Source organism: Thioclava sp. UBA3469 (assembly GCF_002378135.1).
GTDB lineage: Bacteria > Pseudomonadota > Alphaproteobacteria > Rhodobacterales > Rhodobacteraceae > Thioclava > Thioclava sediminum.
In genome coordinates this window covers 1-20305 of record NZ_DFRG01000250.1, presented here as the reverse complement: position 1 = coordinate 20305, position 20305 = coordinate 1, and the positions used below count along the sequence as shown (strand labels likewise).

Genomic DNA, 20305 nt, shown 5'->3' with positions numbered 1-20305 from the left:
GCGCAGGTAGTAGAGCTTGGCGCGACGGACGTCGCCACGGCGGATCACATCGATGCTGTCGATGCTGGGCGAAAAGACCGGGAACACACGCTCCACGCCTTCGCCGAAGGAGATCTTGCGCACGGTGAACGAAGCCGCCAGCGTGTCGCCGCCCTTGCGCGAGATGCAGACGCCTTCATAGGCCTGCACGCGCGAACGGGTGCCTTCGGTCACTTTGTAGCCGACGCGAATGGTGTCACCGGCTTTGAAATCCGGGATGGTCTTGTTGAGCTCGGCGATTTGTTCCGCCTCGAGCTGTGCGATCAGGTTCATCGCAACGTCCTTTCACATGCTCACGGTTTGTCCCGTGAAGGTTTCGCCGCCTCAGAGCTCCGCGTCTTCATCGGGTCCGGTCGCCCTTTCAGGGTCGCGCCCGCGGGAGATTTCAGGTCGTCTTTCGCTTTTTGCGCCCTTCGCCGGTGCCGTGTCGCGGACCGAAGAAGGCTCCGCCGGGCAACAGCAAAAGGGTCCGAGGGCCGATTCCGGCTCCGGACCCGCGCGTATTACGGGGAAATGACCAATGTGGCAAGGGGGAAGTGGGGGCGCTGAAGCTTTGCAGAACAAAGTGACCTTTCGCTACGGCTGTTGCAATGGCCGCTTCCGACTATGCTACTTTGGCGTCTAACCGCGGTCCCATCGCCATCGCCGCAACTCTTGGAGGAACGCCACAATATGATCGCTTACGTGACCGTTGGAGCAGACGACATCGCGAAGGCAGAACGCTTCTACTCGGCCTTTCTCCCAAGTCTTGGCTATCGGCTGGAAGAGTATCAAGGAGACTTGAGTTACATCTTGCCCGAAGAACCAGGTCAGTCCTCCGTTCAGCCTGATTTCTACGTCAAATCCCCCTTCAACGGGCAATCTGCATCGGCTGGGAACGGCGCAATGGTGGCGTTTCAGGCGCGATCGCAGAAACAGGTCCGGGACCTTTATGATGCGGCGTTAGCCGCGGGCGGCTCCGACGACGGGCAGCCTGGTTTTCGGGCTGCTTATGGCCCGCACTTCTACGTTGGCTATCTTCTTGATCCGCACGGCAACAAGATCGCGCTGTTTTCCAGCGATCCTGATGAACCGGGGCGCGATGGCTAACGCGGGCGCCAACAATAGAGCCAGACGCAGCATCAGTTAATTCGGCCTCTCAGCTGCCGACCCCTTTATGCTTCTCCCACAAATCCGGCCGCCGTTCCTGCGTGAGCTTTTCGCTCATCTCGCGGCGCCAGTCTTCGATCTTCTTGTGGTTGCCCGAGGTCAGCACTTCGGGGATCAAACGGCCTTCCCATTCGGCGGGGCGGGTGTATTGGGGATGCTCCAGCAGCCCGCTGGAATGGCTTTCCTCGACCGCGCTCTCGGCATTGCCGAGCACGCCCGGCAGCAGACGCACGGTGGCGTCGATCAGCACCTGGGCGGCCACTTCGCCCCCCGTCAGGACGAAATCGCCGATCGAGACTTCCTCGACGCCGAAATGTTCCAGCACGCGCTCGTCCACGCCTTCGAACCGCCCGCAAAGGAGCGTCATGCCGTCGGCCTCGGCAAAGCGGCGCGCCATCTCCTGCGTCAGCGGCTTGCCGCGCGGCGAGAGATAGACGACCGGCCAGCGCGCGCGGTCTTCCGGCGTGCCGTGGGCGGCCTGCTTGAGCGCCTCGCCCACAACATCGGCGCGCAGCACCATCCCCGCGCCGCCGCCAGCGGGGGTGTCGTCGACGTTGCGGTGCTTGCCGATACCGAACGGGCGCAGGTCGATCGTCTCCAGCGCCCAGAGGCCCAGATCGCGGGCGCGGCCCAGAAGGCTCAGGCCCAGCGTGCCGGGGAAGGCTTCGGGAAAGAGCGTGACGATCTTCGCAGTCCATGCGCCTTTGAGCCGCGGCGGCTCGTCCATCAACGAGCTGGGCTTGCGCGTCGGCGAGATCGTCAGGCGGCCATGCGACTTGGTCGCGAGCTTGGGTTTGTCGTTACTCATCGGATTTCGCCTCTGCCTCTTCGCGCCATGCGGCTCGCAATATGGCGCGCTTTTTCTCTTTTGTGACCTCGCGCGGCAACCCTTCCGCGTTGATTGCGGCAAGTTGGTCGGCCAGCGCCGCCCGGTCCACACTTCGAGGGCGCGCATTGGCTATGACCCCGGCTCCGAGCGACGCGCGCGCCTCGGGCGGCACGCCCATCAGATCGAGGAGCGGCGTCAGCGGGCCGTGGGGATTGTCGCGGGCTTCGTCGAGCATCACCCATGTCACCGGGGCGGGGTCCACAGTGCTCACGATCTCGCGCAGAACGGGGGCGAGGTCGAAGCCCGACAACCGGGTGCGGAAGCTGTCGAGCGAGTCCGTCAACATGCCGCTGCGCACATGCTGCCAATGCAGGCTCTCGATCCACGCAGTCTTTTCGCGCGTGGTCAGGAAGAGCTGCAACTCGAGCGCGTCTTCGTATTTCGCGCGGAATACCTCGGCCAGCGCGCCCATCAGGGCGGGCGTCGCGGAATAGTCCAGCACGCCATCGCGGCCCGGCATATGTCCCGCGAGCCCTTCGATGGAAATCACAGCCTGCGTGGTGTCTTCGGGGAGGGCGTCGGCCCAACTGGCCAGCGCGGCCTGATAGAGCCCCAGCTCGAACGGGTCGCGGGTCAGTGAAAAGGCGCGGGCTGCGGCGGCTGCGTCGGGAATGTCTTCGCGGAGCGCAATCGCCCAGTCGGGCCAATGGGCGCTGACTTCGCGCAGTCCGGTCTGGATCGTGGAGGTGCCGGTCTTGTGAAAGCCCGGATGGACGATCACACGCATCCGATTACAGATCCTCGGGCGGGTCGGCGACGATACGCTGCGCGGCGAGGTCCACGGTCGGCACGATGGCCTTGGTGAAGGGCAGCAGCAGCGCCTGTTTGCGACCGGGCGCGAAGATTTCGAGGATGTCGCCCGCGCCGTGATTGTGGACCGCGCGCACGGTGCCGATCTTGGTGCCGCCGGTATCGACCACCGTCAGCCCGATCAGGTCGGCATGATAGAATTCGTCGTCAGGAAGCGAGGGCAGCTTGTCGCGGTCGGCCCAGAGGGTCACGCCACGCAGCGCATCGGCCTCTTCCTTCGTGGCCACGCCCGACAGCCTCACGCCAAGCCCGTTCTTCAGGCCCCGTGTCAGTGTCACGTCGAACTGGCGCGCGCCGTCTTCGGTATAAAGCGGGGCGTAGCCCACGATATCCTCGGGTTCGGCGCAGAAACTCTTGAGGCGCACTTCGCCCTGCACGCCGAAAGCTCCGGCAATGGCACCCACGCAGACGCGTTCGGGTTGGGTCATGATGCGGTCCTCTGTGCTAGATCGGATGGGGCAGGGGCCGGGCACCTATCGCGCCCGGCCCACCAGCCATCCATAGCTGCCGATTATTCTTCGGCGGGTGCTTCTTCAGCGTTCGCCTCAGCGGCCTTGGCGGCACGCTGCTCGGCGCGCTCCTGGGCTTTCTTGCCCGGAACGGCTTTCTTCATGTTGGCGCGGGTCGGCTTGCTGCGCTCGCCAGCGGCTTCGAGGAAGCGCGCGATGCGATCGGTCGGCTGCGCGCCTTGATCGAGCCAGTACTTCACGCGCTCGATGTTCATCTTCACGCGGTCTTCGCTGTCTTTCGGGAGCAGCGGGTTGTAGGTGCCCAGCTTCTCGAGGAAGCGGCCGTCACGCGGCATGCGCGAGTCGGTAGCGACGATCGAATAGAACGGACGCTTCTTGGAACCCCCACGAGCGAGGCGGATTTTCATAGCCATGTCAGTTGTCTCCTTTGGATGGCTGGTGATGGGCCGGATGGCCCGTCATTTCTGGAATTTCTCGTGATGCCGGATCACTTCCGAAATCACGAAATTGAGGAACTTCTTTGCGAATTCCGGATCGAGCCCGGACTCGCTCGCCAGCTTTTCGAGCCGGGCGATCTGCTTGGCCTCCCGATCGGGATCGGAGGGCGGAAGGTCGTGCTCTGCCTTCAGCTTGCCGACGGCCTGCGTCTGGGCGAAGCGTTCGGCCAGCGTGTAGATCATCACCGCATCGAGCCGGTCGATGCTGTCGCGATGCTCCTTGAGCAACTCAGCGGCACGGGTGGTTGCATCGCTCATGCGGCGGCCTCCTTCGGTGCGGGGTGACGCCAGACCACGATCGGCGGCTCCCCGGGATAGGCGGCCTGCGGGTCGGGGCGTGCGCCCAGACGCTCGGCCAACGCGGTCGAACGGGTGTTGTTCGGGTCGATGTAGCTGACCGCTGTGGACCAGTTCAGGTCGCGAAACGCATGCGCGATCACCGCGCGCGCAGCCTCGGCCACGTAGCCCTTGCCCTCGGCGTCTTGCGACCAGACCGACCACGCGATCTCGGCCTCGGGCCAGCTCTGGGGCATCCAGGGGCCAAGCGCCCCGAAACCCTGATCGGAGCCGCGCTCGGTCATCACGAACATGCCCCAGCCGCGCAGCACCCAATGGCCGGTGATCGCAGCGAAGCTGCGCCATGCGGCCTCCGGGGTCGGCTCTTTCACCGGACGGAACCAGTGGCTGCGCTCGGACATGTAGAAATCGCGCCATGCCGCCCAGTCCGCAGCCTTCGGGGCGCGGAGCACGAGACGCTCGGTCTCGAGAACAGGGGTGGGGGAGAGCGCGACGGTCATCGGGTCACTTCTTCTTGCCGAAACCCGACAGGCCCGGCGGCAGCGCACCACCCAGACCGGGCATGCCGCCCTTTGGCAGCTTGCCGCCCATCGCCTTGGCTGCGGCTTCGACCTCGGCGGGATCCATGTTGGCCAGATCCGGCGCACCGCCGCCCTTGCCGCCCATCATCTTCATCGCCTGTTTCATCATGCCGCCCTTGCCCATCTTGGCCATCTTCTTCATCGAGTCGGACATCTGGCGATGCATCTTCAGCAGCTTGTTGAGGTCGGAGACCTCGAGGCCTGCGCCCGCCGCGATGCGCTTCTTGCGGCTCGCCTGAAGGATCTGCGGGTTGGCGCGCTCTTTCTTGGTCATCGAGTTGATGAGCGCGATCTGGTGGGTGATCGTCTTGTCGTTCAGGCCCGCATCTTCGGCCTGCTTGGCGTATTTCGACATGCCCGGCATCATTCCCATGACGCCCTGCATCCCGCCCATCTTGATCATCTGATCGAGCTGGTTCTTCATGTCGTTCATGTTGAACAGGCCCTTCTGGAAGCGCTTGGCCATGCGCTCCGCCTGTTCCTGTTCCAGCGTCTCCTGCGCGCGCTCCACGAGGGCGACGATGTCGCCCATGCCGAGGATGCGGCCCGCGATACGCTCGGCCTCGAAGGTCTCGAGCGCGTCCATCTTCTCGCCCAGACCGACGAAGCGGATCGGCTTGCCGGTGACCGCGCGCATCGAGAGCGCCGCACCGCCGCGACCGTCGCCGTCCATCCGGGTCAGCACGACGCCCGAGACGCCGACCTTCTCGTCGAACTCGGTCGCGACGTTGACCGCGTCTTGACCGGTCAGGCCATCGACGACGAGGAGCGTTTCACGCGGGTTCGCGACATCGCGCACCGCCTGAACCTCGTCCATCAGCACTTCGTCGATATGCAGACGGCCCGCAGTGTCGAGCATGTAGACGTCATAGCCGCCCAGCGTCGCCTGCTGCTTCGCGCGCTTGGCGATCTGCACGGCGCTTTCGCCCTTCACGATCGGCAGCGTGTCGACACCGATCTGGGTGCCGAGGATCTGCAGCTGCTCCATTGCCGCCGGGCGGTTGGTGTCGAGCGAGGCCATCAACACGCGCTTGCCTTCGCGGTCCTTGAGACGCTTGGCGAGCTTGGCGGTGGTGGTGGTCTTACCCGAACCCTGCAGACCGACCATCAGGATCGGCGCGGGCGGGTTGTCGATCTTCAGCGCATCGGCGGCCTCTTCGCCAGCGAGCATCTTGATCAGCTCGTCATGGACGATCTTGACGACCTGCTGGCCCGGCGTAACCGATTTGGTGACCGCAGCGCCGGTAGCCTTGCCCTCGACCGACTTGATGAACTGGCGGGCGACCGGCAGCGAAACGTCGGCTTCGAGAAGCGCGACGCGCACTTCGCGCATGGCCGTTTTCACGTCATCGGCGGAAAGCGCACCTTGTTTGGTCAGCCGGTCGAAGACGCCACCTAGGCGCTCTGATAGACTTTCGAACATGGGCCACCCTCCTGTGATTGGGGCCGGGACAAACGACAAGCGCACCAGTGGGCGCAACGCGCTGACTGGTGGCGATCCCGACCTCATGCCGGGACCGGAGGGATTCGTCCTCCGGGGAAATCTCGCGTCAACTATGACAAAGGCCCCGCGGAGTCAACCACGGGGCCAGTCTGGGGAGGTAGGAACGTCTTTGCAGGCTTGAGCGGATCAGGCCGCGAGATGGATGATCTGCTCTTCGGCCTTGGCGACCGCCGCAGCCTCGTCGAGGTTCACGCCCTCGGCGGCCACCACGGTCACGTCGGTGATGCCGATGAAGCCGAGGATCTGCTTGATGTAGGGCGTCGCGAAATCGAAGGCGGAGCCCTGCGGCACGCCGCCCGAGGAGTAGGCGATGACAACGCGCTTCGGACCGGCGAGGCCCTCGGGGCCTGCCTCGGTGTAGCGGAAGGTCTCGCCCACGCGGCAGATCATGTCGATCCAGTGCTTGAGCGGACCGGTGACGCCGAAGTTGTAAACGCCGCAACCGATGACGATCGTGTCGGCGGCTTTCACTTCCGCGATCAGCTCGTCGGACAGGGCGAGCAGCTCTTTCTGCTCGTCGCTACGCTGGTCGGCGGGGGTGTAAGCCGCGCCGAGCCACGCACCGTCGATGGTGGGGATGGCGGTCGCGTCGCGGGTGGTGACGTCGCCGCCGAGCCGCTCGACGATCTTGTCGGTGAGGCGTTTGGAGATCGACGCGTCGCCTTTGATGGAGCTGTCGATACGAAGGGTCTTGGTCATGGGGAGGACTCCGTAAAACGTGTTCGATGTGGGGTCGTGAATTTCGGTCTGCGCCTTACTTGTCTCTTGCAATCCAGAACGCAACGGGCATGATCGAGCAGATTATGTTCACGGATGCACAGCATGAGCTTTGACAGTTGGGATGAAATCCGCACCGCTTTCCACGTGGCGCGCATCGGCACCGTCTCGGGGGCGGCAGAGGTTTTGGGCGTTCACCACGCAACGGTGATCCGCCATGTCGATGCCTTGGAGGACAAGCTGGGCACCAAGCTGTTCCAGCGCCATCCGCGTGGCTACACGCCGACCGAAGCGGGGCAGCAATTGCTCTCCGTGGGGCAGGCGACCGAAGATCAGTTCAGCCAACTCGCCGCCCGGATCGCAGGCGCGGGCGACGAAGTCACGGGCGAATTGATCGTGACGTCGCTGACCGCGGTTTCGGTGCTTGTCCTGCCCGCGATGGAAAAGCTCTTGGGCGAATATTCCGGGCTGCGGCTGCGCTATCTCACCGATCAGCGCGTGTTCCGGCTGGAATATGGCGAGGCGCATGTCGCGATCCGCGCCGGCAACCGCCCGACCGAGCCTGACAACGTCGTGCAGTCGCTGGGCCGGATGCAGAACGCGCTCTATGCGAGCCACGCCTATGTAGAGCGTTTCGGGATTCCGCGCTCCAAGGAAGAGCTCGCCAAGCATCGCTTCGTCTCGAACGACAACCGCGACAGCCGCGCGCCGTTCTACCGCTGGCTGCGCGACAACGTGCCCGACGAGCAGGTCGTGTTCCGCGCGAACGAGCATGAAAGCCAAGTCGATGCGATCAAGGCGGGGCTTGGTTTGGGCTTCCTGACCGTGCCGATGGGCCGTGCCGATCCGACGCTCGAAGAGGTGGTGAAGCCCTACGATACTTGGGACACTAACCTGTGGCTGGTGACCCACGTCGATTTGCACCGGACGCCGAAGGTTCAGGCCGCCGTGAAGGCGATCAAGGAACAGGCGGCCCGTTCGGACGGTCTGATCCTGAGCTGAGCTATTCGGCTGCGTGCAGCCGCACGGGGGCCGGTGCGGGCTCCTTCTCTTCGCGGGCCTTCCGGCGTCGCGCCACGGCCTTCGCGCCGAAATTGTCGCGCCCGTAGGCGAAGGCGAATTGCAGCGCGAGCCCGCCGAAGATCAGCAGCGTATCCTGCCAGAACCCGCCCGGATGTACCTGCTTCACCGTCTGGCCCGCGATCGCCAGCACCGTGCCGAGCGCGAAGATCGGCAGCGAGTGGCGTCCCAGCATCCGGATCGGCTCCAGCACGCGCGCCTCGGCGATGCGCGGGATGATCCCCGGCAGCGACAGGATGTAGGCGAGCGCCAGCAGGTGCGACAGGCGCGGCAGCGACACGAAGGTCTTGTCGAAACCCGCGATGAAGAAGGGCACGTTCCATTGGCGCAACTGCCAGACCGCGTGGCCGAAATTCTTCAGCATCCAGCCGTTGTGAATCCAGACGAAGGTCAGCGCCAGCCAGCCCGCCGCGAGCGCGATAATCCAGCCCTTCACCGGCACCAGACGCTTTCCTTGACGCAGCGACAGCCCGGTCAGGATGCCGAGGCTGAACACCAGTTGCCACGCCAGCGGGTTGAAGAACCAGCCGCCCTCCATCGGGTAGTTCGGCAGGTTCAGCCGGAACAGTCCCGTCGCCACCCATAGCCCGACCGAGGTCGCCAGCAGCGCCAATTTGCTGCGCTGACCGATCCGGATCAGCGCGGGCGCCATCAACAGAAGCGCCATATACATCGGCAGGATGTTCACATAGCCCAGCTGGTGGCCCAGCGTCGCGATCCCGATCAGGAAGCCGAACGGGTCGGTGCCATAGATCTTCATCGCATTCTTGGACAGCATCGCCTCGTTGCCCCAGAACTGCACGGCGGCCGAGACGATGGCGATCGCCCAGACGGCGGTCAGGATATGCACAAGATAGAGAAGCCACGCCCGGCCCCAGAGCCGCGAGGTGCCTTCCCAGCTCAGTCCTTTCGCCAGCGCCGGACCGTAAGCCAGCGCGGCGGCAAGGCCGGACATGAAGACGAAGCCCTCCGCCGCATCCGAGAAGCCCAGATTGCGGGAGGTGAAGTTCTCGTAAAGATTGCCCGGGATGTGATCGATATAGATCATCACCAGCGCGAGGCCGCGGAACAGATCGATCCGCAGGTCGCGCCCGGGTTTCATCAGCGCAATGTTACGCATGTGCGGGGCTCCGGTGAGGGGCGTCCGCGAAACCGGCGCGGTCGCCCTCGGGGGTCGGGAAAGCGTTTTCCCAGCGGGTGAAGATCGCATCGTGCAGACGCAGGATGCGCGGCGTTTCGATTTCGCTCGGCACCAGCATAAGCTGCGAGCGCGACGGCTGCGACGACCATGAGATCAGCCACGGCGCGGCGACCATCGGCAGACCCACCGGCAGCAGCCAGAACAGCAGACCCGGCGCGAGCCACCACGTGACGGCGAGGCCCGCAGCGCCGATGGCGACAATCCACCACGCCGCGTTGAACCCATCGGCCACGCTCAGCCGTCCGTCGCCGCGGTTATTGGTGGGCCAGCCGCCATCCGCGCCGAACAGCACCTGAAAGACCGAGCGCGTCGCGAAGGCCAGCAGCACCGGAGCCGTGAGCGAGGAGAAGAGCAATTCGCTCAGCGTCGAAGCGAAGGCGATGTTGCCGCCGCCGAAGCCGCGCGCCGTGCCATTCATCGTCGCGCGCGCCGCGATGAGCAGTTTCGGCACCAGCAGAAGCCCGAAAATGCCGATGGCGAGGCCGATCGCTTTCGAGGCCTCTGACGGCGGGAAATAGGGGAAGGGCCAATAAGGCTCGGGGAAGTAATCCGGCGGCGGCATGAACAATGGCGCCGCGACCGAGGCCACGAGAAAGCCCAGCCAGAACAGCGGCGCGATATAGGCCATGATGCCCTGCGCAAAGACGAACCGCGACCAGCCGCGCAGCCCCGGTGCGCCGATGATGCGAGCATGTTGCAGGTTGCCCTGACACCAGCGGCGGTCGCGCTTGGCATGATCGACGATATTCTCGGGGCCTTCCTCGAAGGAGCCTTCCAGATCGTCGTCGAGCCGCACGAGCCAGCCGTTGCGCGCCAGAAGTGCTGCCTCGACATAGTCATGGCTCATCACATGCCCACCGAAGGGCGGCTGCCCCGTCAACGCGGGCAGGCCGCAGCTTTCGGCAAAGGCGCGGGTCCGGACGATGGCGTTGTGGCCCCAGAACGGGCCGGTCTTGCCCTGCAGCATCGCAAGGCCGCGCGCGAAGACGGGCGAGAAGAAGCTGGCCGAGAATTGCATCGCACGGGCGAAGCGCGAGCTTCCCCGCACCACCTTCGGCAGGGTCTGCAGCAGGCCTAGGCGCGGCTCGGCCTCGATCCGGCGGATCATCTGCAGGATCGTCTCGCCTTCCATCAGGCTGTCGGCATCGAGGATCAGCGCGTAATCATAGGCCGCGCCGGAGCGGGTGATGAAATCCTCGATATTGCCGGCCTTCTTGCCGACGTTGTTGGTGCGGCGGCGATAGAAGAACCGGCCAAGCGCGTCACGCTCTTCCACGAGATGGGCGAAGACCTGCACCTCGCGCTGGGCGATGTCATCCTTGCGGGTGTCCGAGAGGATCGCGAAATGCACTTCCGCGTCGTCGCCGGTCGCGGCGAGCGAGGCGTCCATCGCGGCCACGCGCGAGAAGGTGGAGACCGGGTCTTCGTTATAGACCGGCACCAGCACGACCGTGCGGCCCTGGATGCGCGCATGCGGATCAACACGCGGCGGCGGCTCGGCGCGCGAGGTCAGCCCGATCAGAGCCTGCACCGCGCCCCAGGCGAGCCAGAGCGTCGAGATCAGGATCAGAAGCGCGCGCACCACGTCGAGCGTTTGCAAGCCGTCGGCCTGACCGAACTGAATGAACAGAACGAAGGCCCCGATACCTGCAAGCGCCGCCAGCCCGAGCGCCAGAGCGCGCAGGCCGATCAGCAATGCGCCGCGAGGACGCGCGAGCGCGGACATGTCAGGTGCCTTCCCCGACCGGGCGGCGGGTCAGCATCCGGGCGAGCCGGGTACTCAGCCGAAGATCGGGTTCGATCTGTTGAGCAGGCATGGCCATCGGGGCCACCGGCAGCGCGGCGGGCCCGGCAACGAGGTCTTCGGGCGACAGTCGGCGCTGGGCGCGCGGCTGATCGGTCAGCGCCGGCACTTCCGGCAGCGTCAAATGTGAAATCATGTTTTGGTCCACTGGTAGAGCCAGGTCTCGGAGAGGTTCCGTCCAAAACCAGCAAGAGTGGCAGAGAGTTCCACGGGCGCGTCGCCATCGGCGGAAATATCCAGAACGAGACGCCAGACATTGTCCTGTTCGACCTTCGAAAGGGTCTGCGTTTCGATCTTGCCCTTGTTCGCGTGAGTGACCGGTTTGATTTCGTCGACCGCCGATGCGGGTAGGCGCGAAATCTCTCCGCCCTTGAAATCAATGACGAATTTCCGGGTGCCCTTGGTGTTCTCGACGCCCGAGACACCGCCAGTCCCGGCCCATGTCTGGTCCACATAGGCGCGCTGATCGCTCGGATCGGGGGGCAGATCGCCCCATTCCAGCCGATAGGCGAATTCTAGCGCATCGCCTGCTTTTGCCGGAGCTTCGGGCACCCAGAAGGCGACGATATTGTCGTTCACCTCGAGTTTCGAGGGGATCTCGACCAGCCGAACCATGCCCTTGCCCCAGTCGCCTTGTGGCGTCACGCGGACAGAGGGGCGGCGCTCGTAGCGGGCCGAGGCGTCCTGATAATGATCGAATTCGCGCTCGCGCTGATAGAGGCCGAAGCTCTGCGGCGCGCTCTCGGCGAAATACGAGGAGGCGAGCTTGTTCGGGTTCTGCAGCGGGCGCCACAGCTTGTCGCCATCGGCCTGCTCGATCGCCAGCCCGTCGCTGTCATGCACGCGCGGGCGGTAATCGTCGAAATTATGCCGGTTGCGCGGTCCGTAGAGGAACATCGAGGTCAGCGGCGCGACGCCGAGCTGCTGGATATCCTCGCGGATGAAGAGCCGCGCAGTCACATCGACCGAGGTCGCCTCGCCCGGGGTGATGACGAATTTGTAGGCCCCCGTCAGCGAGGCCGAATGCATCTCGGCGAAGACGGTAATCGAGGTCGCGCCCGAGGTTGGTGTCTCGACCCAGAACTGGGTGAAGCGCGGGAATTCCTCTGCGACGGAGACGCCGGTGTTCACGGCAAGCCCGCGGGCCGAAAGGCCATAGGCCGAACCCCGGCCGAGCGCGCGGAAGTAGGACGCGCCCTGGAATGCGATCAGCTCGTCCATGACATCGGGGCGGTTGAGCGGCGTGTTCAGCCGGAAGCCCGCGATGCCCGGAAGATCGGCATGTTCGGGCACGATCTTGCGCGCTTTGCTCTGGTAGATGAAATCGTCGGTCGAGAAATTCATCGGGCTCGCTTGCCCGTTCTCGACGCTGGAGAGATGCACCGGCTCTTTAAACAGCCAGCCCAGATGGAAGGCCTGCAACTCGAAGCGCGTGTCCTCGATATCCTCGAAGCGCGACTTGTCCGGGTCGAAGCGGATCATCCGGTAGCTGTCGTAATCCAGCTTACTCAGAAAATCGGCCGAGCTGGTCTCGGGCGGAACGGCGTCTCCCTTCGCGGCCTTCTGCATCCGTGCCGCGAGATCGTCGAAAGAAAACGGCGATTGCTGCGGTGCGGCGGGGGGCGGGGTGGGAGCGGTAGCGGGTTCGGCCGGGGCGGCGCTGTCTTGCGCGAGCGCATGACCGGGCCAGCCTCCCGCGGCGGCGAACGCGCCAAAAGCGGAACCGGCGGCGAGGAGCTGTCGGCGGGAGAATTGGGGCACTTGCACAGTGCGGGGATTAGGCATCTGTTTCCCTGCGATTACAGTCGCTTCGCACGGAGAAAAACCGCCGTGCTGCAATTTGCATAGCCACATGCCCAGAAAAACTGCAAGAGGGTATGCGAGGCCCATCGGACGGACAGGGTCGAGCCATGCGATTCTCGCATAACATCGCCCATCCATGCATCGAAAAGCGCGATTTCCCGCCGATTCAGCGACATTTGTGCCGCAGAATGCCGCATGTGCAAAATGGCGGGAGAGGGGCCGATCGCTGTCGCTTTGAGGCGGCCTCCGCACAATGCCTTGCGATTCTACTCAGGAAACGCCGTCGCGAAGCTTGACAGACATGCCCCCTGTGCGCAGGTAAAGTAATGCTTGCGCGGGGGGAGAGTGCGGTCGCATCCATCGCCCCAAGGCCCGCCAAAGAACGGACCGGAGAGAAGATGTCGCCTGCCTTGATCGCCGCTTTGCCCTTCCTGGGCGCAGCCATGCCGTCGATCCTTATCCGCACCGGACGCACCAATGCCGCCGCGGTTTCGGCCCTGTTTACGGGGCTGGCGCTGCTCGGGTTGTTGCTGAACCTGCCGACCGTGATGGCGGGTGGTGTCGTCGAGACCAAGATCGACTGGCTGCCCTGGCTGGGCCTGAACGTGAATTTCTGGATCGACGGTCTGGGGATGCTGTTCGCGACGCTGATCCTCGGGATCGGGCTGCTGATCATCCTCTATGCGCGGTTCTACCTGTCGAACAAGGACCCGGTCGGTCAGTTCTACACCTATCTGCTGCTGTTCCAGGGCGCGATGGTGGGGATCGTCCTGTCGGACAACATCCTGCTATTGCTGATCTTCTGGGAGCTGACCTCGCTTAGCTCCTTCCTGCTCATCGGCTATTGGAAGCACCTGCCCGCGGGCCGTCAGGGCGCGCGTATGGCGCTGACCGTGACCGGTCTGGGCGGCCTGTCGATGATCGCGGGGATGCTGATCCTCGGCAATATCGCGGGCAGCTACGACATCTCGGAAATCCTGCAGCACAAGGACGCCATTCAGGCGAGCCCCTATTACATCCCGGCGCTGCTGCTGATCCTCGGCGGTGCGTTCACGAAATCCGCGCAGTTCCCGTTCCATTTCTGGCTGCCGCACGCCATGGCGGCGCCGACGCCGGTCTCGGCCTATCTGCACTCCGCCACGATGGTGAAGGCGGGGCTGTTCCTGATGGCGCGGATGTGGCCGGTGCTCTCGGGCACGCCGGAGTGGTTCTATATCGTGGCGAGCGTTGGCCTGATCACCATGCTGATCGCCGCGAAGATCGCGATCTTCAAACACGACATGAAGGCGCTGCTGGCCTTCTCGACCGTCTCGCATCTGGGGCTCATAACCTTCATGCTGGGACTAGGGACCGAAGCCGGGGCGCTGGCCGCCGTGTTCCACATCATCAACCACGCGACCTTCAAAGCGGCGCTCTTCATGTCGGCGGGCATCGTCGATCACGAGGCGGGCACGCGCGATCTCACCCGCATTTCGGGGCTACGCAAGCTGATGCCGATCACCTTCGTGATCGCGACCATCGCGGCGCTGTCGATGGCCGGCATTCCCTTCTTCAACGGCTTCCTGTCGAAAGAGATGATGCTGGAAGCCGCCGCGCATACGAAGTGGCTCGACAATAGCTGGCTGATCCCGGTGCTGGCCACCATCGCGGCGCTGTTCTCGGCCACCTATGCCTTCCGCTTCATCAGCCACGGTTTCTTCGGCCCGCCGCCGCCGGATCTGCCGAAGACCCCGCATGATCCGCCCTTCGGCATGTGGATCAGCCCGGCTTTCCTCGCCTTCCTCGTGATCGCGATCGGTCTGTTCCCGATGGCGGTGGCGGGCGGCTATGTCCAGATGGCGACCAATGCGGTCGTCGGTGGCGGCTATCACATGCACGAGCTGAAGATCTGGCATGGCGTCACGCCGGCGCTGATCATGTCGGCCATTGCCGTCACCGGCGGTATCGCTCTGCTCGCCGCGCATCGCCCGTTCCAGCGCCTTTGGGACGCCGCTCCGCGCCCCGAGGCCAAGGTGATGTTCGACTGGGTGGTCGCGAAGGTGCAGAGCCTCGCGGCGTGGATCACCCAAGGGCTGCATACCGGCGCGATGGCGCGTTACCTGATGCTGTTCACGATCACCGCGGTCGGGGTGGGGCTCTATGCCTTCATGAGCGGCACGCTGGGGCCGCAGACCCGTGCGCTGACGCCGGTGAACGGTGCGGCCGTGACCTCTTGGCTGCTGCTGCTGACGGCCACGATGTGTATCGTGGCCTTCCATCACAACCGCATCCTCGCGCTGGTGCTGATCGGGATCGTCGGCCTGACCGTCTCGATCTCCTTTATCTTCCTCTCGGCGCCCGACCTCGCGCTGACGCAGATCTCGGTCGAGATCGTGACGACGGTGCTGATGCTCCTGGCGTTGAACTTCCTGCCCAAGATCACCTCGATCGAATCCAGCCGGATGAAGATCGGCTTTGACGTCGGGCTTTCGGTCGCGGCGGGCGTCGCGGTCTCGGGGCTGATCTACGCGCTGCTGACCCGCGATTTCGCCTTCCCGACGATGTCCGGCTACATGCTCGACAACAGCTACAACCTTGCGGGCGGGGACAACGTGGTGAACGTGATCCTCGTGGACTTCCGTGGCTACGATACGTTCGGCGAGATCACGGTGCTGGGCATCGCCGCGCTGGTGATCTTCGCGCTGACCGAGGCGCTGCTGCAGGGCGCGTCCTCGCGCAAGCTGATCGCGTGGCGCCCCGACGTGCCGCGTGGCGGCGACAAGCACCCGCTGATGCTGCTGATCGTGACGCGGGTGATGATGCCGATCGCGCTGGTCGTGGGGCTCTATATCTTCCTGCGCGGCCACAACGAGCCCGGCGGCGGCTTCATCGCCGGTCTCGTCGTCGCGATCGCGCTGGTGACGCAATACATGGCCTCGGGCTTTGCGTGGACGCAGGCGCGCCAGAAGGTCTATTACCATGTGCTGATCGCCTCCGGCGTGCTGGTCGCGGGGATCACCGGGGCCGGGGCGTTCTTCAACGACATGCCCTTCCTCACCTCCGATTTCGGCTATGTGAAACTGCCCGGCCTCGACAAGTTCGAGCTGGCGACCGCTGCGGGCTTCGACCTCGGCGTGTTCCTTGGCGTCGTCGGCTCGGTGATGCTGGCGCTTGGCGGGCTGAGCCGCCTCGCGCGCCGCGCCGCGATGGGCGAGGAAGGTGGCGAGGAGGGCGCGCATATCGCGGCCGAGAAGCCGGAGGCCCGCGTGCTCGCACCGCTTTCGGCCGGGCCCTATCCGCCCGAAGCCAAAGTGCCGCGCCGCTGGTGGAAGACCGCCCGCGCCGCGCGCGAAGCCACCCAGAACGAGCGTGACACTGTGCACGAGAACAAGAAGACCAACGGGGGCGATCACTGATGGAAGTGCTCGTTGCATCGGCCATCGGCGTGCTGACCGCCGCCGGCATCTACATGATCCTGCGTCTGCGCACCTTCCCCGTGGTGGTGGGCATGTCGCTGCTGTCGTACGCGGTGAACGTGTTCCTGTTCGCCACGGGTCGTCTGGTGATCAACCAGCCGCCGATCCTGCGCGACGGCGTGACCTCCTTTACCGACCCGATCCCGCAGGCGCTGGTCCTGACCGCGATTGTGATCTCCTTCGGGATGACCGCGGTCGTGGTGATGCTCGCGCTTGGCGCCTTCATCGAGGCGGGCAATGACCGCATCGACCTCGAGGAAGAGGAGGACGGCCAATGATGGAGCATTGGATCATCGCGCCCGTCCTGATCCCGGCGATGCTTGCGCCGCTGATCGTGCTGTGGATGCGCTACGATCTGGTCACGCAGCGCGTGGCCTCGATCCTCGGCATGTCGGCGCTGCTGGTGCTGGCGATCGTGCTGATGGTATCGGCCTCGATGGGCCCGCCCGAGGTCTATCGCCTCGGCAACTGGGAGCCGCCCTATGGCATCGTGCTGGTCCTCGACCGGCTGTCGGCGCTGATGCTGCTGCTGACGTCGATCCTCGGCCTCGTTATCGTGCTTTATGCGATCGGCTCAGGCTGGGACAAGCGCGGCTGGCATTTCCACTCGCTGATGCAGTTCCAGATGATGGGGATCAACGGCGCCTTCCTGACGGGTGACGCATTCAACCTGTTCGTCTTCTTCGAGGTTCTGCTGATCGCCTCCTATGGTCTGATGATCCATGGCGGCGGCCGCGCGCGTCTGAAATCGGGCGTGCAATATGTGGTCTACAACCTCGCGGGCTCGACGCTGTTCCTCTTCGCGCTGGGGACGATCTACGCGACGGCGGGCACGCTCAACATGGCCGATCTCGCAGTGAAGGTCGCGCAGATGCCATCCGAGCAGACGGCGCTGATCAAGGTCGGTGCGGCGCTTCTGATGTTGGTCTTCGCGGTGAAGGCCGCGCTGGTGCCGCTGCAATTCTGGCTGCCTGCGACCTACACGAACGCGCCCGGCCCGGTGGCGGCGCTGTTTGCGATCATGACCAAGGTCGGGACCTATGCGATCGTCCGCGTCTATACGCTGATCTTCCCGATCACCGGCACGATCGGCACGCTTGCCCATGACATCCTGCTGCCTTCGGCCTTCCTGACGATTGCGATCGGGATGATCGGGATTCTCGGCGCCCGCGATATGGGCCGCACGGTCGCCTATGCGGTGATCGGCTCGGTCGGGACGATGATGCTGGCATTTGCGCAATTCACCCAAGGCGCCACTTCGGCGGGCCTTTACTACATGATCCACTCGACGCTGACCGCCGGCGCGATGTTCCTGATCGCCGATCTCGTGCGCGAGCGGCGCGGGCGCTGGGGGCTCGGCTTTACCGATGCGCCACTGATGAAGAACCACGGGCTGATGGCGGGCATGTTCTTCATGGGCGCAATCGCGATGGCCGGGATGCCGCCGCTCTCGGGCTTCCTCGGCAAGCTGATGATCCTCGATGCGACGCGCGGCCAATGGGCGCTTTGGGCCACGGTTCTGGTGACCTCGCTGATCGCCATCGTGGGCTATGCGCGCGCAGGCAGTCAGGTGTTCTGGCGCTCCTACGCCGTAGAGGCCGAAGAAGACGATCTGCCGCCCGCGCCGAAGGATGCGAGCTCGCCGGGCCTCGCCTTTACCGCGACCGGTATCCTGCTGGCCGGGTCGGTGGCGCTGACCGCGCTGGCCGGACCTGCGAGCACCTGGCTGCAGGGCACCTCCGCGCAGCTGTTCACGCCCTCGCAATATATCGACGCGGTTCTCGCCGGCGCGGAAGAGCGCGCACAGGAGGCGGCCCGCATCGGGGCCCATGAGCATGGGCATATGGAAGTGAGCGAGGAAATGCAGGCCGAGGACGCGCATGGCGGCGACACCAGTGCCGCCGACCCGCCCGCCGATCAGGCCGACACCCACACCGGAACCGAGACGGGGCAGGACGCCCCCGCCGCGGCGCATTGAGGGGAGCAAAGAGATGATCCGCAAGATCCTTCCCCACCCCTATCTGACCGTCACGCTGGTGATGGTCTGGCTGATGCTGGCCAATAGCTACACGCTCAATTCGCTGGTCTTCGCGATCCTCGTCGGGCTCGTGATCCCGTGGATCACCGCACCCTATTGGCCCGCGCGGCCGCGTTTCGCGAAGCCGCTGAAGATCATCGAGTACATCTTCATCGTGATCTGGGATATCATCGTCGCGAATATCACCGTCGCGAAGATCGTGCTCTTCATGCCCAATTCCAAGCTGCACCCCGCCTGGGTCACGGTGCCGCTCGACATCGTCACGCCCGAGGCGGTGACGGTACTGGCGGGCACGATCACGATGACGCCCGGGACGCTCACGGCGGAACTGGCCGCCGACGGGCACTCGCTGCTGGTCCACGCGCTGCACGCGCCCGATGCCGATGAGGTGCGCGACGAGATCAAGTCCCGCTACGAGGCCCGCCTGAAGGAGATTTTCGAATGATCACCTATGCCCTGATCTTCGCCATCGCCTGCTATTCGCTGGCGCTGCTGTTCAACCTCTACCGGGTCGTCAAGGCGCCGGGCGTGACCGACCGGGTCCTCGCGCTCGACACGATGGCGATCAACGCGATCGCGATGATCGTGCTGTTCGGCATCTGGGAGGGCACGGCGCTCTTCTTCGAGGCGTCGATCCTTTACGCAATGACGGGTTTCGTGGCGACGGTCTCCTTCGCCAAGTTCATCCTGCGCGGCGACATTATCGAGTGAGGGCGTGATGGAACTGTTCTGGGATATCCTGATTTCCGCGCTGCTCGTGATCGGCGGCATCTTCGGCCTCGTCGGCAGCTTCGGGCTGGTCAAACTGCCCGACCCGATGACCCGCCTGCACGCGCCGACCAAGGCTGCAACGCTGGGCGTGGGCGCGATCCTGATCGCCTCGATGGTCTGGTTCGCGGTGAAGCAGGGCCACCTGACCCTGCACGAGCTGATGGTCACCATCTTCATCTTCCTGACAGCCCCGATCACCGCGCATTTCATCTCGAAGGCCAATATCTTCCGCGACTGGCCGGCCGAGAAGCTGCCGAAGCCCGCAGGCGAGGGCGACTGGGCGGTGCACACAGCCGACGCCGATACCTCGAAGGGCGAACTGGCGGTCGATCGGGAAAAGAACATCCCGCACGAGAACGACTGACGACGAGAACGACTGACTGGCCCTGACGTTGCGAAACGCTTTGACGCGCGCGTAACCCGTGGCAGGCTGATCCCCGGAGGAGATTTCGGGAGACTTTCGCGATGCGGATGCGGCTGATGCTGTCCCATCTGTCGATCTGGGTGATGATCGCAGTCGTCGCCGCGGCGGCCTATTGGATCGCGCAGGGGCCTTGGTGGCTCTGGGCGGTCGCGCTGCTGGGGATCCCGGCGCAGATGCTCAACGAATACGGGCTCCACCGCTACATCTTCCACATGGCGCCGCCGAAGCGGCAATGGGCCTTCAACTGGCTCTACCGGGTGCATTACGGCCACCACGAATTCCCCACCTGCTGGCCGCTTCTGTTCGCGCCGCTCTCGGTGATCGTGCCGGTGCTCGTGGGCAATACCGCGCTTCTCTGGACGGTGCTGTCGCTGATCGGCGTGCCTTATGCGTTCGATATTGCCGTGGCCGTTGTGCCGCTTGGGGGCGCTGCGACCTTCCTCGCCTATGAATGGTTCCACACCACCGCCCATGTCACCGTGAAGAAGACCGCGATCGAGCGCCATGTCTCGACGCTGCACAACCAGCACCATTTCCGCGACTTCTCGAAATGGTTTCACGTCACGGCCGGAGGCGAGGTGATCGACCGGCTGATGGGCACCGCGATTTCGCGCGATCAGCTCAAGACCCAAAGCCGTGTCGAGTTCATCCGGACCCTCGGCCTGCGCCCCGACGATCCACGTCTGATCGCGGCGCGGGAGAAATTCGCGCCGCGCTTCGGAATCACCGAGGCAGAGGTCTCGCGGGCGGGTCATGTCGGAGGGGGCGCTGCCCCC

General features: G+C 64.6%; 22 protein-coding genes. 9 read left to right on the top strand and 13 right to left on the bottom strand.

What is annotated here, in order from left to right:
- The coding region (gene rplS, locus B3D39_RS18465) for a 50S ribosomal protein L19 (protein ID WP_286789946.1) at window positions 1-312 on the bottom strand (312 nt) is incomplete at its 3' end.
- Between the two features lie 399 nt (window positions 313-711).
- Here rplS and B3D39_RS18460 point away from each other — a divergent pair.
- Entirely contained in the window at window positions 712-1128 is a 417-nt protein-coding gene (locus tag B3D39_RS18460; protein WP_274963100.1) for a VOC family protein, read from the top strand.
- Window positions 1129-1177: 49 nt separating this feature from the next.
- Here the strand turns inward: B3D39_RS18460 and trmD are convergent, their stop codons facing one another.
- From trmD to B3D39_RS18420, 8 genes are all read right to left on the bottom strand, one after another.
- Window positions 1178-1996, bottom strand: coding sequence for a tRNA (guanosine(37)-N1)-methyltransferase TrmD (gene trmD, locus B3D39_RS18455; protein ID WP_274963101.1), 819 nt, complete (start codon window positions 1994-1996; stop codon window positions 1178-1180).
- Window positions 1989-2804, bottom strand: a complete 816-nt coding sequence (locus B3D39_RS18450) for a hypothetical protein (protein ID WP_274963102.1) — start codon at window positions 2802-2804, stop codon at window positions 1989-1991. The genes trmD and B3D39_RS18450 overlap by 8 nt, the downstream gene beginning before the upstream one ends.
- A 4-nt stretch (window positions 2805-2808) precedes the next feature.
- The gene (gene rimM / locus B3D39_RS18445; RefSeq protein ID WP_078545068.1) at window positions 2809-3315 is read right to left on the bottom strand and encodes a ribosome maturation factor RimM; all 507 of its coding nucleotides are present in this window, start codon (window positions 3313-3315) and stop codon (window positions 2809-2811) included.
- Between the two features lie 83 nt (window positions 3316-3398).
- Window positions 3399-3770 carry a 30S ribosomal protein S16 gene (gene rpsP, locus B3D39_RS18440; protein WP_078545070.1) on the bottom strand — a complete coding sequence of 124 codons (372 nt, stop codon included), beginning with the start codon at window positions 3768-3770 and terminating at the stop codon, window positions 3399-3401.
- A 45-nt stretch (window positions 3771-3815) separates the two neighbouring features.
- Window positions 3816-4112, bottom strand: a complete 297-nt coding sequence (locus tag B3D39_RS18435; RefSeq protein ID WP_078540309.1) for a chorismate mutase — start codon at window positions 4110-4112, stop codon at window positions 3816-3818.
- Complete coding sequence (locus tag B3D39_RS18430; RefSeq protein WP_274963103.1) at window positions 4109-4651, bottom strand: GNAT family N-acetyltransferase; 543 nt, start codon at window positions 4649-4651, stop codon at window positions 4109-4111. Before B3D39_RS18430 ends, B3D39_RS18435 begins: the two co-directional genes overlap by 4 nt.
- Before the next feature lie 4 nt (window positions 4652-4655).
- Window positions 4656-6155 (bottom strand): signal recognition particle protein, encoded by a 1500-nt coding sequence (gene ffh, locus B3D39_RS18425; protein ID WP_134330228.1) that lies wholly within the window; start codon window positions 6153-6155, stop codon window positions 4656-4658.
- A 207-nt stretch (window positions 6156-6362) separates the two neighbouring features.
- The gene (locus tag B3D39_RS18420; protein ID WP_274963104.1) at window positions 6363-6935 is read right to left on the bottom strand and encodes an FMN-dependent NADH-azoreductase; all 573 of its coding nucleotides are present in this window, start codon (window positions 6933-6935) and stop codon (window positions 6363-6365) included.
- A gap of 123 nt (window positions 6936-7058) precedes the next feature.
- On the opposite strand from B3D39_RS18420, the gene B3D39_RS18415 reads away from it, so the two are divergent.
- Window positions 7059-7955, top strand: a complete 897-nt coding sequence (locus B3D39_RS18415; protein ID WP_078540305.1) for a LysR family transcriptional regulator — start codon at window positions 7059-7061, stop codon at window positions 7953-7955.
- Window position 7956: 1 nt separating this feature from the next.
- Here the strand turns inward: B3D39_RS18415 and B3D39_RS18410 are convergent, their stop codons facing one another.
- From B3D39_RS18410 to B3D39_RS18395, 4 genes are read right to left on the bottom strand one after another with little or no spacing between them, the layout of a single operon-like run.
- The gene (locus B3D39_RS18410) at window positions 7957-9153 is read right to left on the bottom strand and encodes an OpgC family protein (protein WP_274963105.1); all 1197 of its coding nucleotides are present in this window, start codon (window positions 9151-9153) and stop codon (window positions 7957-7959) included.
- The gene (gene mdoH, locus B3D39_RS18405; RefSeq protein WP_274963106.1) at window positions 9146-10960 is read right to left on the bottom strand and encodes a glucans biosynthesis glucosyltransferase MdoH; all 1815 of its coding nucleotides are present in this window, start codon (window positions 10958-10960) and stop codon (window positions 9146-9148) included. The genes B3D39_RS18410 and mdoH overlap by 8 nt, the downstream gene beginning before the upstream one ends.
- Before the next feature lies 1 nt (window position 10961).
- Entirely contained in the window at window positions 10962-11174 is a 213-nt protein-coding gene (locus B3D39_RS18400) for a hypothetical protein (protein WP_078540302.1), read from the bottom strand.
- A complete protein-coding gene (locus B3D39_RS18395; protein ID WP_274963107.1) occupies window positions 11171-12823 on the bottom strand; it encodes a glucan biosynthesis protein in 1653 nt (550 codons plus the stop codon). The genes B3D39_RS18400 and B3D39_RS18395 overlap by 4 nt, the downstream gene beginning before the upstream one ends.
- Window positions 12824-13239: 416 nt before the next feature.
- Between B3D39_RS18395 and B3D39_RS18390 the strand changes: the two genes are divergently transcribed.
- The 7 genes from B3D39_RS18390 to B3D39_RS18360 form a co-directional block, all read left to right on the top strand.
- Window positions 13240-16236, top strand: coding sequence for a monovalent cation/H+ antiporter subunit A (locus B3D39_RS18390; protein ID WP_274963108.1), 2997 nt, complete (start codon window positions 13240-13242; stop codon window positions 16234-16236).
- Entirely contained in the window at window positions 16236-16574 is a 339-nt protein-coding gene (locus tag B3D39_RS18385) for a Na+/H+ antiporter subunit C (RefSeq protein WP_274963109.1), read from the top strand. The genes B3D39_RS18390 and B3D39_RS18385 overlap by 1 nt, the downstream gene beginning before the upstream one ends.
- Window positions 16574-18274, top strand: a complete 1701-nt coding sequence (locus B3D39_RS18380; protein ID WP_274963112.1) for a monovalent cation/H+ antiporter subunit D — start codon at window positions 16574-16576, stop codon at window positions 18272-18274. Before B3D39_RS18385 ends, B3D39_RS18380 begins: the two co-directional genes overlap by 1 nt.
- Before the next feature lie 13 nt (window positions 18275-18287).
- The gene (locus B3D39_RS18375; RefSeq protein WP_078522020.1) at window positions 18288-18779 is read left to right on the top strand and encodes a Na+/H+ antiporter subunit E; all 492 of its coding nucleotides are present in this window, start codon (window positions 18288-18290) and stop codon (window positions 18777-18779) included.
- Window positions 18776-19045 (top strand): K+/H+ antiporter subunit F, encoded by a 270-nt coding sequence (locus B3D39_RS18370; RefSeq protein ID WP_078522019.1) that lies wholly within the window; start codon window positions 18776-18778, stop codon window positions 19043-19045. Before B3D39_RS18375 ends, B3D39_RS18370 begins: the two co-directional genes overlap by 4 nt.
- 7 nt (window positions 19046-19052) lie before the next feature.
- Window positions 19053-19469, top strand: a complete 417-nt coding sequence (locus B3D39_RS18365; protein WP_078571533.1) for a Na+/H+ antiporter subunit G — start codon at window positions 19053-19055, stop codon at window positions 19467-19469.
- A 116-nt stretch (window positions 19470-19585) separates the two neighbouring features.
- The coding region (locus B3D39_RS18360; RefSeq protein WP_286789945.1) for a sterol desaturase family protein at window positions 19586-20305 on the top strand (720 nt) is incomplete at its 3' end.